Origin of the sequence: Pseudomonas fluorescens (assembly GCF_902497785.1) — a bacterium.
GTDB lineage: Bacteria > Pseudomonadota > Gammaproteobacteria > Pseudomonadales > Pseudomonadaceae > Aquipseudomonas > Aquipseudomonas fluorescens_BO.
In genome coordinates, this window is the sequence record NZ_CABVHK010000009.1 from 1 (window position 1) to 24,790 (window position 24,790).

Consider the following 24,790-nt stretch of genomic DNA (forward strand, 5'->3'; position numbering starts at 1 on the left):
GGTGTACACACAACGCTGTAATGCGTGGGTTGGAAACAAAAGATCGCAGCCTTCGGCAGCTCCTACAGGTGTACACACAACGCTGTAATGCGTGGGTTGGAAACAAAAGATCGCAGCCTTCGGCAGCTCCTACGGGTGTACACACAATCCTGTAGGAGCTGCCGAAGGCTGCGATCTTTTGATCTTTTCGATCAGCCCAACGGCACCAATCGCTCCAGCGCCTCGGCCACACCAAACCCGTACGCCGGATCAGCCTTGGTGCAGTTGTCGATATGGCGCTGGCGGATCGCCTGCGGCACGCCGTTCATGGCCCGCGCGGTGTTGTCGAACAGCAGTTGCTTGCGCACCGGATCGAGTAATCGGAACAGGTTGCCCGGCTGTTCGTAATGATCCTCTTCCAGCCGATGGTCGTAGTGCTGGGCAAAGCCTTCCAGCGGCAGCGGCGGTTCGGCCAGTTCCGGCGAATCCTGCCATTCGCCGACGCTATTCGGAAAATAACTCGCGGTGCCCCCCAGATTGCCGTCGGTGCGCATGGCGCCGTCGCGGTGGTAACTGTGATGCGGACAGCGCGGCGCGTTGACCGGAATGTGATTGAAGTTCACCCCCAGGCGATAGCGCTGCGCATCGCCATAGGAAAACAGCCGCGCCTGAAGCATGCGGTCTGGCGAGAAGCTCACACCTGGCACCACGTTTGCCGGCGAGAAAGCTGCCTGTTCAATTTCGGCGAAGTGGTTTTCGGCGTTGCGGTTGAGCTCCATGACGCCCACTTCAATCAACGGGAATTCACCGTGCGGCCAGACCTTGGTCAGGTCGAACGGGTTGTGTCGATAGTTCAGCGCCTGCTGCTCTTCCATCACCTGAATGCACAGTTTCCAGCGCGGAAAGTTACCTTGCTCGATCTCCTCGTACAGATCGCGCAGATTGCTCTCGCGGTCCTGGCCGACCACCGCTGCAGCTTCGGCGTCCGAGAGATTTTCGATGCCCTGCTGGCAGACAAAGTGAAATTTCACCCACACCCGCTGATTGTCGCGGTCAATCAGGCTGAAGGTGTGACTGCCGAAGCCGTGCATGTGGCGGAAACTGGTGGGAATTCCGCGATCGCTCATGACGATGGTCACTTGATGCAGCGCCTCCGGCAGCAGGGTCCAGAAATCCCAGTTGCTGGTAGCGTTGCGCAGGCCGGTGCGCGGGTCGCGTTTGACCACGTGGTTGAGGTCGGAGAAACGCAGCGGATCGCGAAAGAAAAACACCGGCGTGTTGTTGCCGACGATGTCCCAGTTGCCTTCGTCGGTGTAGAACTTCACCGCGAAGCCACGGATATCGCGCTCGGCATCCGCCGCGCCACGCTCGCCGGCCACGGACGAAAAACGCACGAACAGCGGGGTTTCCTTGCCCACTGAGCTGAAGATATTGGCTTTGGTGTAACGCGTGACGTCATGGGTGACGGTGAAGGTGCCATAAGCCCCGGCACCTTTGGCATGCATGCGGCGCTCGGGAATCAGTTCCCGGTCGAAATGGGCAAGCTTTTCCAGCAGCCAGATGTCTTGCAACAACGCCGGCCCACGAGGGCCGGCGGTCTGAATATTGAGGTTGTCTGCCACCGGGGCGCCGGTGGCGTTGGTCAGCTTTTTCATCGTCAGGTTCTCGAAGGATTCGGCTCATCAGGAGCAAAAAACCGGCGCGGCTCTACGTCCGCGCCGGGCACATCAACCCTTGAGGAACGCCAGCAGGTCGGCGTTGAGCTGATCTTTATGGGTATCAGTCAAGCCATGGGGCGCGCCGGGGTAGATCTTCAGCGTAGAACCTTTCACCAGTTTTGCCGAAGCAATGCCGGCGGCCTCGATCGGCACCACCTGATCCGCGTCGCCGTGCACCACCAGCGTCGGGATGTCGAACTTTTTCAGGTCGTCGGTGAAGTCGGTTTCGGAGAACGCCTTGATGCAGTCATAAGCATTCTTGTGGCCGGAGGTCATGCCCTGCATCCAGAACCAGTCGATCATGCCCTGGGAAGGTTTGGCGTCCGGTTTGTTGAAGCCGAAGAACGGACCGCTGGCGAGGTCGATGTACAGCTGCGAACGGTCGGCCAGGGACGCTTCCCGAATGCCGTCGAATACCTCGATCGGCAGGCCACCGGGATTGGCTTCGGTCTTGAGCATCAGCGGCGGCACCGAAGAAATCAGCCCGGCCTTCGCCACGCGGCCGGTGCCATGACGACCGATGTAGCGTGCCACTTCACCACCACCGGTGGAAAAGCCGAACAACACGGCGTCTTTCAGGTCCAGCAGTTTGATCAACTCCGCCAGGTCGTCGGCGTAGGTGTTCATGTCGTTGCCGGTCCATGGCTGGCTGGAGCGGCCGTGGCCACGGCGGTCATGGGCGATCACCCGGTAGCCTTGGGAGGCGAGGAAGATCATCTGCGATTCCCAGCTGTCGGCGTTCAGCGGCCAGCCATGGCTGAAGACGATCGGCTGACCGGTGCCCCAGTCCTTGTAGTAAATTTCGGTGCCGTCTCGGGTGGTGAAGGTGCTCATGCGATGTCTCCTTGGCGAGTGTCGGGATGAATCAAATCGGTGTGCGCTACCTATGTCAGTCGGCGCGCCGAAGTGTGGGAGCGAGCCTGCTCGCGAAGGGGTTGCATCAGGCAACAACGGCGTTGAATGTGCCGGTGCTTTCGCGAGCAGGCTCGCTCCCACAGGTTGTGCACAAGCCCCGTGCGGCGGGCGTTGAATCAGCAGAGTCTTGGCTGTGGACATGCGGCTGCACGAGTTAAACGTTGTTAATTTTTGCTTGGCGGGGCCAAACCTGACGAATATGCTCGGAAACCGCGTACCAGACGGCTGCAAGCAGGAGTTCCCCGTTGACCCTTTCCCCCTCACAGGCCATCCGTTTCGGCCCTTACCGGATCTATCCCGGACAACGTCTGGTGATGGAGGCGGACCAGCCATTGCGCCTGGGGCGGCGGGCCATGGACATTCTGTTGATCCTGCTCAAACACGCCGGGAAGGTGGTCAGCAAACAGGAACTCATCGCCGGGGTCTGGCCCAAGAGCGTCGTCGAGGACATTAACCTGCGCGTGCACATGGCCGCGTTGCGCAAGGCCCTCGGCGATGGCCAGGCCGGCCAGCGCTACATCGTTACCGTAGCCCAGCGTGGCTACAGTTTTGTGGCGCCGTATGCGCTTGAGGACGTCGGGCAACAACCGGCCAGCGCAGCCACCGCGCCGAGCGGCCACAACCTGCCCGTGCGGCGGACGCGGATGATCGGGCGCCAGTTCATCGTCGACAGCCTGGTATTGCAACTGCCGCGCAAGCGCTTTGTTACCCTGGTCGGCCCCGGCGGGATCGGCAAAACCACCGTGGCCCTGCGCGTCGCCGAGCAATTGATCGGGCGCTACCGGGACGGCATTCGCCTGCTGGACCTGGCGCCGATCAATGATCCGTCGATGATCACCGCTCACCTGGCAACCTTGCTTGAACTGTCATTGCACGACGCCGAACCCATGAGCGGCCTCGCCGCCTATTTGCGCGACCGGCAAATACTGCTCGTCATCGATAACTGCGAACACCTGGTCGAGGCCATCGCCCTGCTGAGCGAAAGCCTGCTGCGCGCCGCGCCCGGGGTCCATATTCTGGCCACCAGCCGCGAGAGCCTGCGCGCCGAAGGTGAATACGTGCAGCGTCTGGACTCGCTGGACTGCCCTCCCCCGATCGCCGTGCTCGACCGCGCGCAGGCCCTGACGTTTTCGGCGCTACAGCTGTTCGTCGAACGGGCGATGGCCAGCCATGACAGTTTCGAACTGAGCGACGACGAGTTGCCGCTGGCGATTGAAATCTGCCGGCGTCTGGACGGCATTCCACTGGCGATCGAATTGGCGGCGGCGCAAGTCGGCGTCCTCGGCGTGAGCGGATTGCTCCTGCAGCTGCAAGGCAGTTTTCGCTTGCTCACTCAAGGTTGTCCCGCCAGCCTGGGCCGGCACCAGACGTTGCGCGCCACGCTGGACTGGAGCTTCGAGCTGCTCAGTGCTTGCGAGCAAACCTGCCTGCGCCGACTGGGTGTGTTCAGGGGGGGCTTCACCCTCGAATCGGCGGCGGCGGTGATCGTCGGCGAACAGATCGAACCCGCAGAAGTGTTTGGCTCGATCACACAACTGGTGGCCAAGTCGCTGCTGAACGTGGAAGTCGGCGATGAAGAAGTGTTTTACCGTTTGCTCGACACCACGCGCAGTTACGCGCTGGAAAAACTCGATCAGGCCGCCGATCTGCCCGATACCCGTGGACGTCACGCCGAGCGCTGCCTGGCCTTGATGCGCCAGGCCCAGCAGGAGTGGGAACTGATCCCGACGGGGACGTGGATCGAGCGTTACGCGCGCGGTCTGGAGGACATTCGCTCGGCGCTCGACTGGGGCTTGAACGCACAGGGGCCGCAAGCCTTGGCGATCCGCCTCACTGCGGCGTCGGCGCCACTGTGGCAGGAAATGTCGCTGCTCAAGGAGCATGGCGTGTACGTGCGCCAGGCACTGGCCTTGCTGGACGCCACGCCCGAACCGGATCCACGGCTGAAAATGGCCCTCAAGCTCGCCCTCGGCAGCGCCTGCTATCACACTCAGGGCGGGTCGACGGAAACCATCGAAGCCTTCGTCAGCGCCAGCCACCTCGCAAGGGAGTGCAACGATCTGGCCGGTCAGTTGCGCGCGGTGTCCGGGCACCTGGCGGTCAATCTCAGTTGCGCCCACTATCAAACGGCGCTTGAGCAGAGTCGCCAATTTGACCAGCTGGGGCTGAACGGCGATGCGCTGTTGTCTCTGAGTTCCCACCGCTTGCGGGTGCTGGCCCTGCACTTTGCCGGCGACCAGCAACAGGCGCGGACAGATGCCGAGCAGGTGCTGCAGCGCATGGCCCAGAGCGGACAACTCAATCGCTTCACCCATGGTTTTGGCGTGCACTACGATCAGAGCGTCGCCGCCCTGACGATTCTGGCGCGCATCCTTTGGGTTCAGGGCCAACCGGAACAGGCCTGGCGCACCGCCCGGCAGGCGCTGGACATAGCGCTGCAGATCGATCACGGCACCTCCATCTGCTACACCCTGGCGCTGGCCGGTTGCCTGATCGCGCATTACAACGGCGATACCCGCACCGCTCGCGCACTCTTGCGCCAACTGCTGGAACAAGCGCAGAAACACTCGGTGCTGCTGTTCTACACGTGGGCCCGGCACTATGCGCAGGTGATCGACCGCACCGAGACACACTCGCCGCTGCAACCCGGCGTGGGGCTGATCAAAGACATTATGGTCACGCTGGACGGCGCTTTCGTCGATGAGGATTTATTGCTCAGGGCGGACATGGGCACGGCGGGCTGGAGCACTGCGGAAATTCTGCGCGCCCGGGCCAATGCGCTGCTCGCCGAGGACTGCCCGCTGCAAACCGAAGCGGCCGAGGCCGTGCTGATCCGCGCATTGAACGTGGCAAAACACCAGGGTGCCCTCGCCTGGGAATTGCGCAGCGCCACCGCGCTGGCCGAAGTCTGGCAGGGCCAGGGTCGATACCGGCAAGCCCACGCGCTGCTGGCGCCGATCTACCAGCGCTTCACCGAAGGTTTCGCCACCCCGGACCTGACGAAAGTGCGGCGGTTACTCGACGCGTTGCAGAGCCAGATGCTCACCTGAAGGCACTGTTTTTTCTGTAGGAGCGAGCTTGCTCGCGATGGACGTTAACGATGACGCGTGTTCTCTGAATGCACGCATCGCTCTCAAGTCCATCGCGAGCAAGCTCGCTCCTACAGTTAAATTAACGGGTGCGGCTGATGTAACGGGCGTAACGTCGTTCTACGTCACGCAACTCACCGCTGTGTTCGAGTTTTTCCTCGGCGTAGGTGCGGGTAGTGTTGAGGAAACGGTAAAGGGTCAGACCGCCCCCCTGCTCCATGGACAACAGCGATTTCAACGCCAGGCTTTCCACCCCTTCGATCAGACGCCCGGGCAGCAGCACCGCGCAACAGATCACGCCAATCGCCGCGTCCAGGGTGAACGCCATTTTGAACACCGCCAAGCGCTGCAACACCGTTTGTTCCAGCGGGCTGAGCTGTTCGTAGCTCCAGTCCAGCGCCGCTTTCAAGGTTTGATGCCGGGCCACCGCGGTGCGCCGGCCCTGGGTCAGCAGTTGCAGGCAGTTATCGAGTTGGGCTTGCAAGCCCACCAGTGCCAACGCGTCGATTTGCGCGGCGGCCAGCTCAATCGCCAGCGGCAAACCATCGAGCCGGCGACAGATGTCCCCCACCACCTCGATGTCTTGTTCGCGCAGGACGAACCCTTGCTGGCGGGCACGGGCTCGGCTGACGAACAACTGCACGGCCGAATAGCCCATGGCCTCGGCGACGCTGTGCAACGCCGAAGCCGGAGGCACCGCCAGCGGCGACAAGCGCTGGACCGTTTCCCCCAGCGCCTGGAGCGGTTCGCGACTGGTGACCAGGATCGACAGCCGTGGCGCGGTGTGCAGCAACGCTTCAACCAACGTCCGGCAACGCTCGAGCAAGTGTTCGCAGTTATCCAGCACCAGCAACGTATGGCGCCGGGTCAACGCATCGAGTGTTGTCCCGACCTCCAGTTCCAGGGTTCGGGTGAGTTGATCGACCACTTGCGCCGGATCATCGATGGCGGCCAGATCCACCAGCCAGACGCCGTCCCGATAGTGCTGCAGCAGCAGTTCGGCCACACGCAACGCCACGGTGGTCTTGCCGATGCCGCCGGGACCGACCAGGGTCATGAAGCGTCGAACCGGCAACTGGCGCACCAGGCTGCCGACAATCGAGTCGCGACCGGTGACCGGCGTGAGCCGCGCGGGCAAGTTGTGTTGAGGTTTGTGCGCGGTATCGATCGAGGCCAGCGTGCTTGCGGGCACCCGCTGCACCGCAGCGATAAAGCTGTATCCACGCTGGGGAATGTTGACGATGTAGCGCTGGCCGTTCTGCCCGTCGCCCAAGGCGCGACGCAACGCGGCGATGTGCACGCGAAGGTTGATTTCCTCGACCACGGACGTCGGCCAGACCCGCCTGATCAGTTCGTCCTTGCTCACCACCTCGCCTGCGCACTGCACCAGCACCTGCAAAATATCCAGGGCGCGACCGCCCATGCGCAGCGGCCGGTCACCGTCGAGAATCAGCCGTTGTTGCCAGTGGAACGCGTACGGGCCGAATTGCAACACCGCTTCGTTATTCAGGTCTGTGAAGCTGTTCATGCTCATTCATGCGTGCAAACCGCAACGGCGCAAAGGACCTGGAATCCATTACGCGCCAGACTCGCACGCCTCCTTTGAAGAGAGTTCTGCGTATCTTGGCAGGCCTCAGTGACAGAACAACCGCCACGGTGGGAGCGTCACGGCCATCGCGGTGCGCGTAACGGACAAGAAGGCTCTAACTGAACTGTTCGCGGTACTGAGTGGGGGTCAAACCGAGCTTTTCACTGAACAGAAAACGCATATGCCGGACACTGCCGAAGCCACTTTTAAAGGCCACGGTCTTCAGCGGCAGGTCGCTGGTTTCCAGCAGATTTCTCGCGCAATCGATGCGTGCACTTTGCAGAAACTCCATCGGCGTCATGTTCACTTCACGGGCGAATACCCGGGCGAAATGACGCGGACTCATGGTCGCCAGGCCGGCCATGCGTTCGATGCTGAAGGCTTCATCCAGATGGTCGAGCACATAGTTCTGCACACGGGTCACCGGCGTTTCATGGGGCGCGACGGCGGCCATCAACGGGCTGAATTGCGCCTGCCCGCCCTGACGTTTCATGACGACCAACAATACCTTGGCCACGTCCTGGGCGACTTTCTTGCCGTGGTCCTCGGCAACCACCGCCAGTGCCAGATCGATGCCGGCGGTAACGCCGCCCGAGGTGATAAGGTCGCGGTCCAGCACGTAAATCTGGTCGGTCTCCACCGTGGCCTTGGGGAAACCCTTGATCAGCCGTTCGGTGTAGTGCCAGTGCGTGGTCACGCGGTAACCGTCGAGCAGGCAGGCATGTCCGAGCACAAAGGCGCCGGTGCAGATTGAGCCGTAGCGGCTTGATCGGGTGACGGCGCGCTTCAACCAGGCGAGCAGCGGTGGGTGTTTGTCGTCGTAGGCGCCGGGCCCACCGGGCACCAGCAGCAGGTCATACGGTTGATCGGCCTGATCGATGTGCAGATCGGCGTGAACGCTGACGCCATTGGAGGCACGCAACGCCCCGTGCTCGGTGCCGATGGTTGACAGCTGGTAACGGTCGGCGGGCGCCAGGTAGCGATTGGCGATGGAAAACACCTCCATCGGCCCGGCCATGTCGAGCAGGAGAAAGTCGGGGAAAAGCACCATTGCCACGGTTTTCATGGGTTCAAAATCACTGAGATCATAATAAGGTCAGCCTGCCCAACGCCGGCCCCTGTGGGAGCGAGCCTGCTCGCGAAAGCGCTGTGTCAGAAAAATAGATGCTGGCTGATACAACGCTTTCGCGAGCAGGCTCGCTCCCACAAGGTCAGTGCAAAGGCTTGCGGCGTAAGAATACCCGAATCTGGCATCACCCACTGTCAACCTGTACGAGACAGTATTTCAATTTCCATCTACTTACTGTCTTTTAGGGTAACCATTAACCTTCTCCTCACTCGGACGAATCACCGTCCCCACAGGAGATTTCATCATGCTGACCCTTCGCAAAGCTTCCGATCGCGGTGCGGCCAATCACGGTTGGTTGAAGTCGTTCCATACCTTTTCCTTCGCCAACTATCGCAACCCAAAAGAGCAAGGCTTTTCCGACCTGCTGGTGATCAACGACGACCGCGTGGCCGCCGGAAAAGGCTTCGGCCAGCATCCGCACCGCGACATGGAAATTTTCTCCTACGTGCTCGAAGGTGCCCTGGAACACAAGGACACCCTGGGCACCGGTTCGGTGATCCGCCCCGGCGACGTGCAATTGATGAGCGCCGGCAGCGGCGTGGCGCACAGTGAGTACAACCACTCGGCAACCCGTGGCGTGCACTTTTTGCAAATCTGGATTGTGCCGGAGGTCAGCGGCGCGAAACCGCGCTATCAGCAAGAGCATTTCAGCACGCAGAAAAAACGCGGACGCCTGCAACTGATCATTTCTCCCGAAGGAAAAAACGGCTCGCTGAAGGTGCGTCAGGATGCTCGGGTCTATGCCGGCCTGATTGACGGCAAGGAAAGCGCCAGCCTGGAACTGGCCGCCCATCGCTTTGCCTACGTGCATGTGGCGCGGGGTAGCGTTGAACTCAACGGCGTGCAATTGCAGGAAGGCGATGGCGTGCGGGTTCGGGATGAACAGCTGCTGACCTTGAGCAACGGCGTGGATGCCGAGGTGCTGGTGTTTGACCTGCGTCCGCAAGAGCTGCCGGAAATGCCGTAACGTTTGATAGGAAGATCAAGAGATCGCAGCCTCGCTTCGCTCGACAGCTCCTACGGGTACACGCGAATACCTGTAGGAGCTGTCGAGTAAAACAAGGCTGCGATCTGTTTATCCATCACTCCCCAGTCCCCGAAAACCCCGCAACAATTTCATCTATCACCACCCGCACCCGCGCGGTATGCCGCAAGTCCGCATGCGTCACCAGCCACACGTCGTACGGCACCGGTCGGGTGCGCTCCGGCCACAGCCTGACCAGCCCGTCCCGCTCGCCCATGTACACCGGAATTTCCCCCAGCCCGATCCCGGCGGCAATCGCACGGCGCACCAGCAGGCCCGAGCTCAGGCTCGACACGATCCGCCCGCGCCCCAGCGGTTCCGCCACCAGGGTGATTTCCTTGTTGCCCTGCAAGTACGGCTGATACACCACCAGATCATGCCCCGCAAAGGCCGAACCCGGTTCCGGCACGCCGTGGGCGTCGATGTACGCTTGCGAGGCAAACAAACCCACCGGCCAGCGTGCAATGCGCCGGGCAATCAGGTCCGGATTGTCCGGTCGGGTATTGCGCACGGCGATGTCGGCTTCGCGTTTCGCCAGGCTGAGAATCTGTGTCGAGGCATCGAGTTGCACGCGCACGTCCGGATGTTGCTCGTGCAGGCGGGCAATGGCTGGAATCAGGAAGTCGATGGCCAGGGAATCCGTGGTGCTGACCCGAACGGTGCCGGTCAGTCGATCGTCCAGCCCTTGAATCTGACGCTGTAGCTCCAGCGCGGAGTGCTCCATTTTCTCTACGGCCTTCAACGCCGCTTCGCCGACGGCAGTCAGGGCATAGCCGTCCGAGGTGCGCAGAAACAGCGTCGCGCTCAAGGACTTTTCCAGCGCCGTCACGCGTCGGCCAACAGTGGCCTGATCGACGCCCAAAACCCGTGCAGCGCCGCGTAGCGTTGATTCCCGGCAAACCGCCAGAAACACCTTGGCGTCATCCCAATTCATAGATTTCCCCCGTGATGCATATGCGCATCACCATAGCGCAAATTCGCTGCGTTAATGCATCGACCAATGTGGATAAGCTGGGCACCAGAGAACATTTCACAGGAGAGCTCCCATGCTCACGACAGCAACCACGCCCCGCAACGCCCTCTGGCTGCCGATCTTCGCCGGTCTGTGCGCCAGTCTGGTCAGCATCGGCCTCGCACGATTCGCCTACACGCCGCTCATTCCTTCACTGATCCAGGCCCAGTGGTTTTCCGCCAGCGACGTGGTCTACCTCGGTGCCGCCAATCTGGTGGGTTACCTGATCGGTGCACTGATCGGCCATCCGCTGGCCCGTCGCACCTCCAACAAAAGCGCCCTGCGCCTGATGATGGTGGCGGTGACGCTATCGTTTTTCGCCTGTGGCTTCCCGCTGTCGGTGAGCTGGTTCTTCGGCTGGCGCCTGCTGTCGGGCGTCGCCGGCGGCGCGATCATGGTGCTGGTCGCTGCGACCGTGCTGCCGCATGTGCCGGCGTCCCGTCGCGGGCTGGCCAGTGGTGCGATTTTTCTGGGTATTGGTTTGGGCATTGCCGGATCGGGGACGATTGTCCCGCCGCTGTTGAGCCTGGGCTTACAGGACACCTGGTTTGGTCTTGGCGTGCTGGCACTGGTGCTGACTGCTGCCAGCTGGTTCGCCTGGCCTTCAGCCGCTCACACTGCGCCCGCTACGTCGTCGGTCGAAGAAGCCAAGGTCCCCGTCGATCCACAGGTTTATCTGTTGTTCGCTCAATACGCGTTCATGGCCGCCGGGCTCGTACCCGCGATGGTGTTTCTGGTGGACTACGTCGCTCGCGGGCTGGGGGCCGGGTCGCACGTCGGCGCACTGATATGGGTGATGTATGGCGTCGGCGCGATCATCGGGCCGGTGAGTTACGGTTTTCTGGCCGATAAACTCGGTGCACGTCTGAGCATTCGTCTGGTACTGGTGGTGCAGGCGATTACCGTCGGGCTCTTATCGATTTCCAGCTCATTCACCGCACTGGCCTTGCTGGCGGTGATCCTCGGCTCGTTCCCGCCGGGCATCGTGCCGCTGGCGCTGGCCCGGGTTCACGAGCTGATCCCGAACCATCACCTGCAGCAGATCGCCTGGAGTCGCGCCACGGTCTCCTTCGCCACATTCCAGGCAATTGCAGGATTCGCCTATTCGGCGTTGTTCAATGCCAGCGGCGGGCATCATGGGTTGTTGTTCATTATGGCGGCGGGTGCGATTGTCGTGGCGTTGCTGCTGGAACAGGGCGTGCGGTGGGTGAACCGTCGTGACCGGCCGGTACCGGTAATCAGTTGCTCATGAACATCAACAGATCGCAGGCCGAGCGCGCGCCCCCGTAGGAGCTGGCGCAGCCTGTGATCTTTTGATCTACCGCGCAAAATCGCGGTCCCAGTTTCTACTGCCCTAAAAGGACGCCGACATGACTCTGCCCCAAACCATGACCCTGATTGAAATCACCGAACCCGGTGGCCCCGACGTGCTGAAGCCGCGTCAGGAACCGGTGCCCACTGCCGGCGTGGGCGAAGTGCTGATTCGCGTGCACGCTGCCGGGGTCAATCGGCCCGACGTGATCCAACGTGCCGGCAAGTACCCGATGAAACCCGGCATGAGCCCGATCCCCGGTCTGGAAGTGGCCGGCGAAGTGGTCGCCGTCGGTAAAGACGTCAGCGAATTCATCGTCGGCGATAACGTCTGCGCATTGACCAACGGCGGCGGCTACGCCCAGTACTGCGTCGCCCCGGCCAGCCAGACATTGCCAATACCTCACGGTATGGATTGGGTTCAGGCGGCGGCGGTTCCGGAAACGTTCTTCACGGTGTGGGCCAACCTGTTCGATATTGGCGGCGCCAGCAAAGGCCAGCGCGCGTTGATTCACGGCGGCACCAGCGGCATCGGCACGACGGCCTTGATGTTGTGTCGCGAATTCGGGGTCAAGGCCTTCGCCACCGCAGGCAGTGAGGAAAAGTGCGCGACGATCCGCAAGCTGGGGGCCGAAGCGATTAACTACCGCAATCAGGACTTCGCCCAGGTCATCGCGGAAAAAACCGCCGGCAAAGGCGTCGATGTGATACTCGACATCATGGGCGGCTCGTACTTGAACGCGAACATCGCGGCGCTGGGCATGGAGGGACGGCTGGTAATGCTGGGTTTCCTCGGCGGCGCCCACGCCAAGGACGTCGACCTGATGGCGATCCTCGGCAAACGCGCTACGATCACCGGCTCGCTGATGCGCTCGCGCACCCGCGAAGAAAAAGCCTCTATCGCTGAACAGCTGCGTGAATACGTGTGGCCGGTACTGGCTGCCGGGCGTTGTTTGCCGATGATCGACAAGGTCTATCCGTTGGTGGATGCGGCGTAGGCCCATGCGCGGATGGAAGCGGGTGATCACATCGGCAAGATTGTGTTGCGGGTGGAGTAAGCGACACAAAACCCCTGTGGGAGCGAGCCTGCTCGCGAAAGCAGTATGACGGTCAACATTGAAGCCGACTGATACACCGCTTTCGCGAGCAGGCTCGCTCCCACAGGTTGGAATCTGTGAACGGCTGTCGAATTTGTTCCCGCGTCCGGTTCGCTTCTGTTAAAAAACGCACTTCAGTCCTTTATCGGTAAACCAGTCGATGCCCGCCACCCTTCTCACCCGTCTGCGCCGACGCTGGCTGCCGCTGCTGTGCATGGCTGCGCTGATGGTCGGCCTGCCCGTGAGTTGTGGTGTGCTGAAGCACACCGAGCGCGAATTGTTGTTCCGTATCGAACCGGGTACCGCCGGCTGGTATCGAGGCTTACCCAAAGACGTCCAGGAGTTCGACATCCAGCCCGCCAGCTTCAAGGCCGGGCAAAGCCTGCATGCATGGTGGTGGCCGGCAGCGCGTCGGGATGCGCCGTCCATTCTGTATCTGCACGGTGTGCGCTGGAATCTGACAGGCCAGGCCTTTCGCATCGAACAACTGCGCGCCATGGGCTATTCGGTGTTGGCCATCGACTATCGCGGTTTTGGTCAGAGCAAGGGTGATCTGCCGTCGGAAGCCAGTGTCTACGAAGATGCCCGCGCCGCCTGGGATCGCTTCACCACGATGCAACCGGACGCCAGCAAACGGCTGATCTACGGCCATTCCCTCGGCGGCGCGGTGGCCATCGACCTCGCGGCTGAATTGGCCGCTAAAGCGAAAAAGGACCACGTCGCCGTCCCGGTGCGCGGTTTGGTGATCGAGTCGACCTTCACGTCGTTGGGCGATGCGGTGGCGCAGGTCGCCGAAAACAAACTGCCGGTGAAATGGTTGCCGGTGCGCTGGTTGCTGTCGCAGAAATTCGATTCCATCGACAAGATCGTCGACATCGACATGCCGCTGCTGGTGGTGCATGGCCTGGCAGACCCGTTCATGCCCTCGCGGTTCAGCCAGCAGTTGTTCAACGCCGCCAACGAGCCCAAGCGACTGTTGCTGGTGCCCGGCGGCACGCACAACAACAGCATGAGTCTGGGTGGCACTCAGTATCGCCAGGCTCTGGACAGTTTGATGAAGGCGAAAACACCACAGATCGCCGGGCCGACGCTGACTCGCACGGCTCGGGACTCCTGACCGTTAGCGATATCCTTGCGCCTGCAGATTGAACAACTGCGCATAACGCCCGCCCGCCGCGACCAGACTGTCGTGATCACCGCGCTCAAGGATCGCGCCCTGATCCAGCACGATGATGTGGTCTGCGTTGCGCACGCTGGAGAACCGGTGGGAAATCAGTAGCGTCATCCGGCCTTCGGTGTGCTCGCTGAAATGCTCGAAGACTGCCGCTTCCGCCGCGGGGTCGAGTGCTGAGGTCGGCTCGTCGAGAATCAGGATATCGGCGTCGCGGCGCATGTAAGCGCGGGACAAGGCAATTTTCTGCCATTGCCCGCCTGACAACTCCTGCCCACCCGCAAACCAACGGCCCAATTGCGTGGCATACCCGCGATCCAGACGCTCGATGAACGGCGCGGCCATGCCCTCGGTGGCAGCGGTCTGCCAGCGCTGCTCGTCGTTGAAGGCCAGGGTGTCACCGACGCCGATGTTCTCGCCCACGGAGAACTGATAACGGATGTAATCCTGAAAAATCACGCCAATGCGCCGCCGCAGCGCGTCCTCTTCCCACGTCTGCAAATCACTGCCGTCCAGCAAAATACGGCCCTGATCGGGGCGATACAGGCGGGTCAGCAATTTGATCAGGGTAGTCTTGCCCGAACCGTTCTCCCCCACCAGCGCCACGCTGTGCCCCGGCACGAGGTGCAGGTCGATACCCTCCAGCGCCGCGCGACTGGCGCCCGGATAGTGGAAACCGACATTCTCGAAGCGCAAGCCATCGCCAGGCACTGCGCCTACCGTGAGGCTGCCGGTATCAGCGACCACAGGTTCGGCCAGGTATTCATAGAGGCTCGACAGATACAGCCCGTCTTCATAGAGGCCACTGATGGCGCTCAAACTGCTGCTGACCGCCGTTTGCCCCTGCTTGAACAACACCAGGTACATGGTCATCTGGCCAAGGGTAATACTGCCGTGAACCGCGTCGACCACCACCCACGCATACGCCAGATAAAACGCCCCCGTGCCGAGCAAGCCGAGCACAAAACCCCAACCATCGCGACGCAAGGTCAGTCGCCGGTCCTCGGCGTACAGACGGGCGAACGTCCCGCGATAGCGCTGCAACAGCAGCGGCGCGAAACCGAACAGCTTGACCTCTTTGATGTAGCCTTCGTGGGACAGCAGCGTCTCGATGTAATTCTGCTGCCGACTCTCCGGAGCACGACGGGTGAACAACCTGAATGCATCACCGGAAAAATGCGCCTCGGCAAAAAACACCGGTAAGGCGCCGACCACCAACAGCACCAGCGCCCACGGCGAAAAATGCACCAACAACACCCCGAAGCTGATCAGCACGATCAGGTTCTGGATCAACCCCAACGATTTCATCACCAGCGCCAGCGGCCGGGTCGACGCCTCGCGCCGGACGCGCACCAGCTTGTCGTAAAACTCGGAGTTCTCGAACTGCACCAGCGATAACGTCTGGGCTTTCTCCAGAATCATCGTGTTGACCTTCTGCCCCAACTGCACCCGCAACAGCGACTGCTGGACCGACAGCGCCCGCTGAGTCGCGGACAGCAAAGCCAGTACACCGGCTTCAAACAGCACGTAACGCACCACGGGCCACAACGGTGCGCTGCCCTGTTGCGCGTGCAACTGCATGGCGAAGACCACCGCGTCGACAATGCGTTGCCCCAGCCAGGCGGCCAGCGCCGGGAGTACGCCTGCAATGAGGGTGGCGACCACCAAACCCAGAAACAACCCGCGAGAGGTTCCCCAGACCAAGAGCAAAGCGCGTCTGGCCTGGTCGAGCAATGAGGTGACACGGGAAAGGGTCGCAGGCATCTTTATCGGTTGCGCCCGCGCGGTCTCTCGTATTCTCTTCTTGAAGGTGGAGGGCCGATTGGAATCACCAATCCGGGGGGAGGAGGACCACCGTTATGCCAGTCCTCCATTAGCCGCCTCAGTTCCGGCGGCATTACATTCGGCATTTTGCATGTCATTTGATCACCCTATTTTTGTTGCAAATTCGACCCACTGAACCTTCGAAGCATCAATAACAATAACTTCGGCCTTGCCCGGTAAGGGATTGTCGTCCTTATCAATCCAGCTAGGAAACTCGAGAACAAACTGTCCGTTTGCAGGCTCCGATGGCCATTCGCTTGGCCAGCCAAACAGGCGCTTCCCTCCAATCAAATGCAGTATCACGAATCCCTGTCTCGATAAAAAAGCACTGTACCACTCGCAGGGGAACGAATTTTGGGTAGTAACTTTCAGCTTCCTGAGCAACGCATGCAGCTTGTCGCTGTTCGCGACGTGGCACGAAATAAACCCCAGCAGCAGCGCAATCATCGCTGACCACAGAGCCTCCGATTTCCTGCTCCATACGCCGATCGAAAAAAACCGCTCTCCCATCAGGAGCAACAACCCCTCCAAACCGACCACCAGCGACTGAATCACAAATGTAAAAATCAGCGCCTGCACTATCTGCCCAAAAGTGTCCGGACGCTTGAACGCCGTCAGCGAGTAAAAAATCCAGGCAGCCAAAAACCCCGGGAGTAAATACTGCAGCAACGGAATCACTTCCTTGACCAAGCCATCCATGTCATTTCCAATCCTTTGAAAAGTTCGACCCGGAGCCAATAAATACAGCACCTCTACGGTCTGTGTCATCCACGGCTGAACTGCAGTCGTCACAAGAATTCTCAGGACTACAAACGGGACTACACGCGAAAAATCCTCCTACATTCAACAAAGAAAAAATGGACGAAAACTCAGTCCAAGTCTGACGTCATGCGTTCGAGAAACCGTGCCCGATAACGCCCCGGACTCTCTCCCGTCCACTTCTTGAACGCCCGATGAAACGCGCTCGGCTCCTGAAAGCCCAGTTGCTCGGCAATGTCGCCAATGCTGGCTTTGCTCTGACGCAACTGTTCAAACGCCACGCCGCGCCGGACTTCATCCTTGATTTCCTGATACGAACACCCTTCCCGCTCCAGTTTGCGGCGGAAGGTGCTGGGGCTCAGGTGTTGTTCGAGGGCGAAGGCGTGCAAGGTCGGCCATTGGCTGTAGGAACTGTTGCGCAAGCGCTGGTGGACTTGCGAGGCCAGGCCATGCTGGTTGCGGAAGCGGATCACCAGCCATTGCGGTGCGGTGCGCAAAAACACTTTCAGCGAGGCCAGGTCCTGAACCACCGGCAAACGCAGGAAGTGACTGGCGAATTCGATTTCGGTGCGCTCGGCGCCGAAGGTCAGGTTCGGGCCCCAGAGCAAAGGGTCATCGCTGAGGGAAACACGTTCATGGCGAAAATCGGCGCGGTCAATGGGGATACGCCGACCGCCCAGCCAGCACAGCAAGCTGATCATCAACACTAGAAACGTCTCCTCGCCGAAACGCGCGAGATCATCGTTTTGCGCGCGGGTTTCCAGGCTGATGACGGCACGCTTGCCACGCACCGTCAGTGTGCCGCGAAAGTCGTGGAGGAACAGCGCAAAGTTGCTCAGGCATTGACGCATGGCTTTGTGCAGGTCGGGTTCCTGTATCAAGGCCCGGCAGATCAGGGCGAAGCTGCCCGGCGGCATACCGTGGGAATCGAGTTTGAAGAACTCGTCGTTGAGCTCGCGAATCTGGATCAGCCATAACGCAGCAAATGCATTGGCCGGCACGCGCGCCACCGGTTCCTCGATCAACGCGGGATTGATTCCCGCCTGTTCCAGCGCGGCCCTCAACCGCTTCGGGTTGTCCCCCAGCCCATGGGTCATCGCCTGCACGAAGTAGGCGGCTACCGAGTCCTTTTCTCGCATCTGAACGTTTCGCTCCCCATCACCCGAATGGCAAAAAACACCAGCACCGTTGAACAGTTCCGGCATAGGACAACCGCCCTGCCGGTTCTAGACTCGCGGCCAATAGTACGCCTTCGGCCGTTGCGGCGGCCAAGGTATCGCAGGGTTTGATCGGAAGGATGGGTAGATGAATCTGCAAAACATCGGCGTGATCGGCGCAGGCACCATGGGCAACGGCATTGCGCAAGTCTGCGCCGTGGCCGGCTTCAACGTGACCTTGATCGATATTTCCGAAAGCGCGCTGCAAAAGGCGCTCGCGACGGTCGGCAAGAATCTTGATCGGCAGGTCGTAAAGGCAACCCTGACCCAGGAACAGAAGCTCGCCGCCCTCGACAAGATCCGCACCAGCACCGATTACAGCAGCCTGAAAGCCGTGCAACTGGTGATCGAAGCTGCCACCGAAAACCTCGACCTTAAACTGCGCGTGCTGCAACAAATCGCCGCGCAGGTCAGTGCCGAGTGCGTGATTGCCTCCAATACGTCTTCGCTGTCCATCACTCAGCTCGCCGCCAGCGTCAGCCAGCCTGAGCGTTTCATCGGCCTGCACTTCTTCAACCCGGTGCCGGTGATGGGCCTGATCGAAGTGATCCGCGGCCTGCAAACCAGCGACGCGACCCATGCGCTGGCGCTGGACATGGCCACCACCCTCGGCAAAACCGCAATCACCGCCGGCAACCGTCCGGGGTTTGTGGTCAACCGGATTCTGGTGCCAATGATCAACGAAGCGATCCTGGTGTTTCAGGAAGGCCTGGCCAGCGCCGAAGACATCGACGCCGGCATGCGCCTGGGTTGCAACCAACCCATCGGCCCGCTGGCGCTGGCCGACCTGATCGGCCTGGACACCGTGCTGGCGATTCTCGAAGCGTTCTACGACGGCTTCAACGACAGCAAATACCGCCCCGCGCCATTGCTCAAGGAAATGGTCGCCGCCGGCTACCTCGGACGCAAAACGGGGCGTGGTTTCCATGCCTATGCCTGAGCGTTGCTCACGTTTTGCCGAATACCGGGACAAGGTGCTGGAGCTGTTTGCCAACAAGGGTTTCGGTCAGGTTGGCATGCGTGAGCTCGCGGCCTGCCTGGGCCTGGCGCCGGGCTCGTTGTATCACCATTACCCGAGCAAACAACACTTGCTGCTGGACTTGATTGAAGAGTTCTACGAAGAACTGCTGTCGACGCTCGGGCGCATCGATCAGAAGGCTTCAGCGAAACGCGACAAACTGCAAAACCTGATCCGCGCCCACCTGAATCTGCATCAGGAAATGCCCTGGCATTTTCGTCTGGTGGAGCGCGACAGCGGCTGTCTGAACGATGAGCAGCAAGCCCGCGTTCGGCAATTGCGCGAGCAGTACGAACGCACCTTGCTGCGGATGCTTGGCAGCAAATCGCGCCTGAGCGAACCGGCACAACGCGCCGCCGGACATGCCATCGCGAATCTGCTGAACAGCGCGCCGTGCTGGCTGGCGCAGCATGCGCTGGATGAACGCGAGCGAGAGGAACTGCTGGAAAACCTTGTCGGTGGCGCCATTGAGCGATTGCTGGCACCGCGACGCGCACCTGAGGCGATAAGCCTCGCGCCTTCCATAGAAAAAACATCTAAAAAAACCCCAGCATCCGCAGCGTTTTAGCGCTTTGCTACCCGAGTCAATACCATCGGAATGTACTGGGCGAATCTAACGCCGACCGATGAGTGCCCTTCAATGACCGGGAGCGCAAACATGAAAATCAATCCCTACCTCATCTTCAACGGCGACTGCAAAGCCGCGTTCACCTTCTATGCCCAGGCCCTGCAAGGCCAGATCGAGCTGATGATGACCTTCGGCGAAAGCCCCGCGCGTGAGCACTTTCCTGCCGACCTGCACAACCTGATCATCCACACCCTCCTGTCGGTGGGCGATCAGGCGATCATGGGCTCGGACACCACACCGGATCGCCCCACCGATGACATGGCCGGCTGTTCAGTCTCCTTGAACGTCGACAGCATCGCCGAGGCCGAGCGGGTATTCAACGCGCTGGCGGAAGACGGCAGCGTGCAGATGCCGCTGGAAACGACCTTCTGGGCGGCGCGCTTTGGCATGCTGGTCGACCGGTTTGGCGTGTCGTGGATGGTCAATTGCGAAAAGGATCAGTGAACTTCACGCGCAATATTCCTGCTCGGATGCCGACCTGATATCGCTGGTGCCCCAATCCCCATTGTGGGAGCGCCGTGTCAGAGCTTGGCAATCGAGACTTCGGTGGATTTTACGAACGCGATCACTGACGTCACCCAATCACCTTGTGGGAGCGAGCCTGCTCGCGAAAAACCTCCAGACACCGCGTTCACCCAGACGGCACGGGTAATCGTTGTCGGCCATCGCGAGCAGGCTCGCTCCCACAGGGATCGCCGTGTCAGAGCTTGGCAATCGAGACTTCGGTGGATTTTACAAACGCGATCACCTCGCTTCCCACTCTCAACTCAAGATCGCGCACCGAACGGGTGGTGATCACTGAAGTGACAATCCCGGAGGCGGTTTGCACGTCGATTTCCGAGACCACTTCCCCTTCTACGATTTCCTTGATGACGCCTTTGAACTGGTTGCGGACGTTGATCGCTTTGATGGTCATGAGGCGGCTTCCTGTGGGGTGTCGAACGCATCCGGGTAGATGGCCAGGCGTTCAAAGTGCACGCCAAGGAACAAGATTAATAGGAATATATAATTCTCTATTTATATCTTTCAGGAATATTAACTCCGCACATAATGCACATCCTGTAGCAGCAGCGCTCCTACAGTTCTACGCGGGACGGAGTAGGAAACGTCCGAAAACGCTTAAATTGGAATCTCGACTGACATCAATTCATCCCGGCTCTTGATAGGTTTGCACTAACCCGGCTCCGGGGCGTTTTGTGGTGATGGCCATGGAAGGTCACTAGCACTTGTTAAATCAGCGTTACCGGAGCCTGTGCCACGCCACAGGAAAAGGAACCCTGAATGCTCAACGCAGATCCTCACGCCCGTTTCAGCCTCACGATTGACGACCTTCAACACGACCTTCAGGTACTCAGATTCGACGGCAAGGAATTCATCAGCCAGCCGTACGCCTTTGAGATCGAGCTGGTCAGCGACCGATGGGATCTGGACCAAAACGACCTGTTGAACAAACTGGCCTATCTCGCTTTTAACGAGGCCGCCGACGGTATTCACGGGCAAATTTTTAGCGTGAGCAAAGGCAGTTTCGGCAACGGCCTGACCCGCTATAACGTGACGCTGGTGCCTCGATTGGCGTACCTGCACCACCGCATCAATTGCCGCATCTTTCAGCAAATGACCGTTCCACACATCATTGCGCAAGTCCTGGACGGCCACGGCATCCATCGGGATTTCCACCAGTTTCAACTGGGCGGCGTTTATCCGGAGCGTGAGTACTGCGTGCAGTATCAGGAGTCGGATCGCCAGTTCATAGAACGCCTCTGCCAGGAGGAAGGTCTGCACTACCACTTCCGGCACAGCCGCGAAAAACATGTGTTGGTGTTTGGCGACGACCAGACCGTGTTTCCCAAACTCGACCGTCCGACACGCTATAAACACGATACGGGCATGGTCGCCGAAACGCCGGCGATCAATCACTTTGACGTGAAAGTGAAAGCCGGTACCAGCCGCACCACTCGCCGCGATTACGACTTCAAGAAAGCGCGTATTTTACTGGAGGCCGAGAGCCGGCCTGATGTTTCCCGAACTCAGCCCGACCTCGAGGATTACCAGTACCCCGGCCGTTTCACCCAGCGCGATCGCGGCAAGCTCTTGAGCCGACGCGAACAGGAGCGTCACGGCGCCGCGCACCGTGTAGCACGAGGTAAAAGCGACCAACCGATGCTGCGCTCCGGGCATTTCCTGCCACTGTCCGAGCATCCCATAGAAGAATGGAACGACCTGTGGCTGCTGACCGAAATCGAGCATGAAGGCGAGCAGCCGCAAGTCCTGCAACAGTACGCGGCCTACACCGGCGCCGGCCTTGAAAACGGCTTTCAGGGGTATCGCAACCAGTTCGTCGCCACGCCTTGGGACGTGATCTACCGCTCGCCACTGACCCACGACAAACCGCGCATCGCCGGCGTTCAAAGCGCCGTGGTCACCGGCCCGGAAGGCGAGGAAATCCATTGCGACGCCTACGGTCGAGTCAAGGTGCAGTTCTTCTGGGATCGCGAAGGTCGCAACGACGATAAAAGCAGTTGCTGGCTGCGAGTCTCCGCCCTTCTGGCTGGCAATGCCTTCGGGGGCGTTGCCTTGCCAAGAGTCGGCATGGAAGTACAAGTCAGCTTTCAAAACGGCGACCCCGACTACCCCGAAATCATCGGCTGTGTCCCCAACAGCGCCAACCCGGTGCCCTACGAATTACCCGCCCACAAAACCCGCAGCGTATTCCGTTCCCGTAGTACGCCCGACAGCAACGGGTTCAACGAAGTGCACGTTGAAGACCGTGTTGGTCAGGAGTTGATTTACCTGCGCGCCCAACGAGACATGGAACAGCGGATAGAAAACGACAGCCGTCTGGAGGTCGGCAACGAGCAACGCACCACCGTCAAAGGTGACAGCGTTACCGTGCTGCAAGCCACGGAGCATCGCACCACCAGCGGTGACCGGCACACACAGCTCAAGGCCAACGACTATCTGCAAGTAGCGGGAAATAGCCACACCCACGTTGATCAAACACTGGCGTTCAGCGCTGGCCGGGTGTTTGTCGTTGAAGCCGACCTGATCGTTTTGAAGGCCAGGACCAAGGTCTTGATCGAAGCCGGTGGTGAACATTTACAAGTAGGTGGCGGCGGAATATTCGGCAGCAGCGCCGTCCAGATCGGTGGCGCGCCGATGCACGTGCCAGCCGCCTCGGTCGCTGCGCCTCGGTCAGTTAATGGCTTGTCCGTGCCACCTGAGCTGCCGCCGATGCTCGCCTCGTCCCAGCCCGCACTGATGGCAGCAAGCAACGCGTTGGCAGCGGACTTCTGCCCGATCTGCGAAGCCTGCCGTGAAGGCGTCTGCCCAACGCAAGGAACCGCCGCATGATCAACACACTCCCCCGTCAATGGATGAACGAACAGCGCCGCCTGGGCCATGAACTGTGCCTGGTGCTGGACTCGCAGAACGAGCGTGACACCCGTCAGCTGTTGATGAAGTCCAGCGGACATGACCAGTACCTGAGCGTCTACAACGGCACCACCCTCGTGAACATGGCCGACGCCGGGCCGTACATGTTCACCCTGGAACAGTCTGGCGACAGACGCCTCGACGACCTGCTGGACCATCCCGACCGCAACTGGGGTTGGCTGGCGAGCGTGGAAAAAGGTGCACTGCGCGAATGGGTCCAACACTGGCAAGAGCGGCTGATTGTCGGGACGCGTCCCTATCAGGCGCTGTATCGCTTTCACGACAACCGGGTGTTGAGTCGCGCGCTTAACCAGCTACCCGTCGAAGAGTCCCCAGCCTTCCTCGGGCCGGCGATCAGCGTGTGCTACTGGGACGGCACAGCCTGGAAAACCGCTCAAAACCCTGCACCCGGCACATACCCCGTGCCGGACAGCCCCCTCTGGCTGCGCACTCCCCTGCCCCAACCCCAAGCCTCGGAAATCCGCCGGCTCAACGCCCACCGTTATTTGCTGGCCGAGCATGTCGAGGCCTACGCCAACCTCGCCGAAGTGCATGACCCTGATGCGTGGTTGCGTACACAACATGCGGCGTGCTCTTTAGCGATTCAGCAGAAAAACGGGCTGCCGGATCGGCCGCCCTTGCTGGCGCAGATCTTCCAGGCCGGGAATCATTCGATGACCGGCGGGTACGTTCCGGCATGTTGGGCGGTGTTGCTGCGGTGGAAGACTGCGCAAGAATCGAAAAAGTCGCGGGTTACAGATATTGAGTTTGACTCGGTCGCTAGGTCGCTGGCACGAATCACTCAGCAGCTCAGGGATGAAGAAGATAATTTGCCGGGGCGTTCGGACGCTTATGGTCGCACTCGAGAGAACCTCATCAATGCACTGAGACTTGAACGGAGCAAGATAGAAACTACCGTCAACCGACTAAAAAAGATTCGACCTGAGAGGATTAGCGCACACGCGCTTTACGGATCGCTGTCGGAACAGCCCGAGCAACTGGAAGCAAACCTGGCGCGCTGGCTGGCGCATCCTGAGAACAAGGTGAAAGACCCGTTCGCCATGGCGCCGGAAGACCCGGATGAGGACGCGCTGACGGCTTCGATCTATGGGCACACCGTTGGCGCACCGTACACGCTGGATATCGATTCGATCTGTTAAACACCCCCTTGTTTAAAACGCCTCTAAGTAACGTCAAGAAAGCTACAGCGTCTTGCGTAATTCCCTACCGTTACGCCAGAATCCGCCGGCTTGTGCGCCTTGGGCATGGGGCTTATCGTTTTCCGGTCGCTGAAAAAAACAGCGATCGGGTTTGGTAGCCCGGATCCTCCAGGCGCATCGCGCCACCTCAGCAGAATTGTTTCTGCATCTTATGGTGGCCATGCGCGGGGCGTCTTCGGATGCGCCGGGTTCCTGGACCGGTCTACCAACCTGCGTATGGCTGCCACCCATCGTTTGGTAGCGAGGGGTGATGGCTCCTAATTTTGTTTTCCAGGAGTGTCATCAATGCCCAAGCCAACCCCCAATCCGCCCGAAACAGATCCAGCCTCCACCCACGAAAGCCTCAATTCAGAAAACCGCCACGAGGACCCCGAACGCATCCCCTCCTACGCCGACATTCGAGCCACCCCACGCACCCTTACCACGTGGTACGTCATCGATCCGCACCTCCATACCGAAGACTTGTTGGGCAACGCGTGCGAATCGCTGGCCTCCGCCCATGTGATGACCATGGATCTGGTCGATCACACCGAGGGGACCGCTCGCAATACCCTGTTGGGTATCGCGCAAGTCATCATGCTGGCTGAACTCAACGTGAATCGGGCGCTGGATCAGCTCGACCCGATTGAGTAAACGCCTACCTCTGTGGCGAGCGAGCT

The 24,790-nt window shown here is 60.4% G+C and carries 20 protein-coding genes; 11 read left to right on the forward strand and 9 right to left on the reverse strand.

The window, feature by feature from the left end; all coding sequences use genetic code 11:
- Positions 1-191: 191 nt before the first annotated feature.
- Positions 192-1,634: a catalase gene (locus tag F8N62_RS14645; RefSeq protein ID WP_150709252.1), complete on the reverse strand. Its 1,443-nt coding sequence runs from the start codon at positions 1,632-1,634 to the stop codon at positions 192-194.
- A 72-nt stretch (positions 1,635-1,706) separates the two neighbouring features.
- A complete protein-coding gene (locus F8N62_RS14650; protein WP_150709251.1) occupies positions 1,707-2,531 on the reverse strand; it encodes an alpha/beta fold hydrolase in 825 nt (274 codons plus the stop codon).
- Positions 2,532-2,857: 326 nt separating this feature from the next.
- Here F8N62_RS14650 and F8N62_RS14660 point away from each other — a divergent pair, with 326 nt between their 5' ends.
- Complete coding sequence (locus tag F8N62_RS14660) at positions 2,858-5,662, forward strand: ATP-binding protein (RefSeq protein ID WP_150709250.1); 2,805 nt, start codon at positions 2,858-2,860, stop codon at positions 5,660-5,662.
- 121 nt (positions 5,663-5,783) lie between these two features.
- Here the strand turns inward: F8N62_RS14660 and F8N62_RS14665 are convergent, their stop codons facing one another.
- Positions 5,784-7,229: an ATP-binding protein gene (locus F8N62_RS14665; protein ID WP_150709249.1), complete on the reverse strand. Its 1,446-nt coding sequence runs from the start codon at positions 7,227-7,229 to the stop codon at positions 5,784-5,786.
- A 175-nt stretch (positions 7,230-7,404) separates the two neighbouring features.
- Positions 7,405-8,355, reverse strand: coding sequence for a GlxA family transcriptional regulator (locus tag F8N62_RS14670; RefSeq protein ID WP_150709248.1), 951 nt, complete (start codon positions 8,353-8,355; stop codon positions 7,405-7,407).
- A gap of 307 nt (positions 8,356-8,662) precedes the next feature.
- Between F8N62_RS14670 and F8N62_RS14675 the strand changes: the two genes are divergently transcribed.
- Entirely contained in the window at positions 8,663-9,385 is a 723-nt protein-coding gene (locus F8N62_RS14675) for a pirin family protein (RefSeq protein ID WP_150709247.1), read from the forward strand.
- Between the two features lie 115 nt (positions 9,386-9,500).
- Here F8N62_RS14675 and F8N62_RS14680 read toward each other — a convergent pair whose 3' ends face one another.
- Positions 9,501-10,376 carry a LysR family transcriptional regulator gene (locus F8N62_RS14680; protein ID WP_150709246.1) on the reverse strand — a complete coding sequence of 292 codons (876 nt, stop codon included), beginning with the start codon at positions 10,374-10,376 and terminating at the stop codon, positions 9,501-9,503.
- 112 nt (positions 10,377-10,488) lie between these two features.
- Here F8N62_RS14680 and F8N62_RS14685 point away from each other — a divergent pair, with 112 nt between their 5' ends.
- The 3 genes from F8N62_RS14685 (at position 10,489) to F8N62_RS14695 (ending at position 13,979) form a co-directional block, all read left to right on the forward strand.
- Positions 10,489-11,706: a YbfB/YjiJ family MFS transporter gene (locus tag F8N62_RS14685; RefSeq protein ID WP_150709245.1), complete on the forward strand. Its 1,218-nt coding sequence runs from the start codon at positions 10,489-10,491 to the stop codon at positions 11,704-11,706.
- A 118-nt stretch (positions 11,707-11,824) separates the two neighbouring features.
- Entirely contained in the window at positions 11,825-12,763 is a 939-nt protein-coding gene (locus tag F8N62_RS14690; protein WP_150709244.1) for an NAD(P)H-quinone oxidoreductase, read from the forward strand.
- A gap of 259 nt (positions 12,764-13,022) precedes the next feature.
- Positions 13,023-13,979: an alpha/beta hydrolase gene (locus tag F8N62_RS14695; RefSeq protein WP_150709243.1), complete on the forward strand. Its 957-nt coding sequence runs from the start codon at positions 13,023-13,025 to the stop codon at positions 13,977-13,979.
- 3 nt (positions 13,980-13,982) lie between these two features.
- On the opposite strand, the gene F8N62_RS14700 is transcribed toward F8N62_RS14695, so the two are convergent.
- From F8N62_RS14700 to F8N62_RS14710, 3 genes are all read right to left on the reverse strand, one after another.
- On the reverse strand, positions 13,983-15,797 hold the full coding sequence (locus F8N62_RS14700; protein ID WP_150709242.1) for an ABC transporter ATP-binding protein: 1,815 nt from the start codon (positions 15,795-15,797) through the stop codon (positions 13,983-13,985).
- Between the two features lie 162 nt (positions 15,798-15,959).
- On the reverse strand, positions 15,960-16,556 hold the full coding sequence (locus F8N62_RS14705; protein WP_150709241.1) for a DUF6338 family protein: 597 nt from the start codon (positions 16,554-16,556) through the stop codon (positions 15,960-15,962).
- 170 nt (positions 16,557-16,726) lie between these two features.
- Positions 16,727-17,755 carry an AraC family transcriptional regulator gene (locus tag F8N62_RS14710; protein WP_150709240.1) on the reverse strand — a complete coding sequence of 343 codons (1,029 nt, stop codon included), beginning with the start codon at positions 17,753-17,755 and terminating at the stop codon, positions 16,727-16,729.
- A 166-nt stretch (positions 17,756-17,921) separates the two neighbouring features.
- On the opposite strand from F8N62_RS14710, the gene F8N62_RS14715 reads away from it, so the two are divergent.
- The 3 genes from F8N62_RS14715 to F8N62_RS14725 all read left to right on the forward strand — a co-directional run bounded on the left by F8N62_RS14715 (position 17,922) and on the right by F8N62_RS14725 (position 19,923).
- Positions 17,922-18,773, forward strand: a complete 852-nt coding sequence (locus tag F8N62_RS14715; RefSeq protein ID WP_150709239.1) for a 3-hydroxybutyryl-CoA dehydrogenase — start codon at positions 17,922-17,924, stop codon at positions 18,771-18,773.
- On the forward strand, positions 18,760-19,419 hold the full coding sequence (locus F8N62_RS14720; protein ID WP_150709238.1) for a TetR/AcrR family transcriptional regulator: 660 nt from the start codon (positions 18,760-18,762) through the stop codon (positions 19,417-19,419). The genes F8N62_RS14715 and F8N62_RS14720 overlap by 14 nt, the downstream gene beginning before the upstream one ends.
- A gap of 90 nt (positions 19,420-19,509) precedes the next feature.
- The gene (locus F8N62_RS14725; RefSeq protein ID WP_150709237.1) at positions 19,510-19,923 is read left to right on the forward strand and encodes a VOC family protein; all 414 of its coding nucleotides are present in this window, start codon (positions 19,510-19,512) and stop codon (positions 19,921-19,923) included.
- 256 nt (positions 19,924-20,179) lie between these two features.
- On the opposite strand, the gene F8N62_RS14730 is transcribed toward F8N62_RS14725, so the two are convergent.
- A complete protein-coding gene (locus F8N62_RS14730; protein WP_008032823.1) occupies positions 20,180-20,395 on the reverse strand; it encodes a TOBE domain-containing protein in 216 nt (71 codons plus the stop codon).
- 365 nt (positions 20,396-20,760) lie between these two features.
- Between F8N62_RS14730 and F8N62_RS14735 the strand changes: the two genes are divergently transcribed.
- The 3 genes from F8N62_RS14735 (at position 20,761) to F8N62_RS14745 (ending at position 24,764) form a co-directional block, all read left to right on the forward strand.
- Positions 20,761-22,830: a type VI secretion system tip protein VgrG gene (locus F8N62_RS14735; RefSeq protein WP_150709236.1), complete on the forward strand. Its 2,070-nt coding sequence runs from the start codon at positions 20,761-20,763 to the stop codon at positions 22,828-22,830.
- On the forward strand, positions 22,827-24,071 hold the full coding sequence (locus F8N62_RS31890; protein WP_224791324.1) for a DUF4123 domain-containing protein: 1,245 nt from the start codon (positions 22,827-22,829) through the stop codon (positions 24,069-24,071). The genes F8N62_RS14735 and F8N62_RS31890 overlap by 4 nt, the downstream gene beginning before the upstream one ends.
- Before the next feature lie 345 nt (positions 24,072-24,416).
- A complete protein-coding gene (locus F8N62_RS14745) occupies positions 24,417-24,764 on the forward strand; it encodes a DUF6124 family protein (protein WP_150709235.1) in 348 nt (115 codons plus the stop codon).
- Positions 24,765-24,790: the final 26 nt, after the last annotated feature.

Coding starts and splice junctions, on each gene's coding strand:
- F8N62_RS14645 (WP_150709252.1), bottom strand. CDS start 1,634: ATGAAAAAGCTGACCAACGCCACCGGCGCCCCGGTGGCAGACAACCTC.
- F8N62_RS14650 (WP_150709251.1), bottom strand. CDS start 2,531: ATGAGCACCTTCACCACCCGAGACGGCACCGAAATTTACTACAAGGAC.
- F8N62_RS14665 (WP_150709249.1), bottom strand. CDS start 7,229: ATGAACAGCTTCACAGACCTGAATAACGAAGCGGTGTTGCAATTCGGC.
- F8N62_RS14670 (WP_150709248.1), bottom strand. CDS start 8,355: ATGAAAACCGTGGCAATGGTGCTTTTCCCCGACTTTCTCCTGCTCGAC.
- F8N62_RS14675 (WP_150709247.1), top strand. CDS start 8,663: ATGCTGACCCTTCGCAAAGCTTCCGATCGCGGTGCGGCCAATCACGGT.
- F8N62_RS14680 (WP_150709246.1), bottom strand. CDS start 10,376: ATGAATTGGGATGACGCCAAGGTGTTTCTGGCGGTTTGCCGGGAATCA.
- F8N62_RS14685 (WP_150709245.1), top strand. CDS start 10,489: ATGCTCACGACAGCAACCACGCCCCGCAACGCCCTCTGGCTGCCGATC.
- F8N62_RS14690 (WP_150709244.1), top strand. CDS start 11,825: ATGACTCTGCCCCAAACCATGACCCTGATTGAAATCACCGAACCCGGT.
- F8N62_RS14695 (WP_150709243.1), top strand. CDS start 13,023: ATGCCCGCCACCCTTCTCACCCGTCTGCGCCGACGCTGGCTGCCGCTG.
- F8N62_RS14700 (WP_150709242.1), bottom strand. CDS start 15,797: ATGCCTGCGACCCTTTCCCGTGTCACCTCATTGCTCGACCAGGCCAGA.
- F8N62_RS14705 (WP_150709241.1), bottom strand. CDS start 16,556: ATGGATGGCTTGGTCAAGGAAGTGATTCCGTTGCTGCAGTATTTACTC.
- F8N62_RS14710 (WP_150709240.1), bottom strand. CDS start 17,755: ATGCGAGAAAAGGACTCGGTAGCCGCCTACTTCGTGCAGGCGATGACC.
- F8N62_RS14715 (WP_150709239.1), top strand. CDS start 17,922: ATGAATCTGCAAAACATCGGCGTGATCGGCGCAGGCACCATGGGCAAC.
- F8N62_RS14720 (WP_150709238.1), top strand. CDS start 18,760: ATGCCTATGCCTGAGCGTTGCTCACGTTTTGCCGAATACCGGGACAAG.
- F8N62_RS14725 (WP_150709237.1), top strand. CDS start 19,510: ATGAAAATCAATCCCTACCTCATCTTCAACGGCGACTGCAAAGCCGCG.
- F8N62_RS14730 (WP_008032823.1), bottom strand. CDS start 20,395: ATGACCATCAAAGCGATCAACGTCCGCAACCAGTTCAAAGGCGTCATC.
- F8N62_RS14735 (WP_150709236.1), top strand. CDS start 20,761: ATGCTCAACGCAGATCCTCACGCCCGTTTCAGCCTCACGATTGACGAC.
- F8N62_RS31890 (WP_224791324.1), top strand. CDS start 22,827: ATGATCAACACACTCCCCCGTCAATGGATGAACGAACAGCGCCGCCTG.
- F8N62_RS14745 (WP_150709235.1), top strand. CDS start 24,417: ATGCCCAAGCCAACCCCCAATCCGCCCGAAACAGATCCAGCCTCCACC.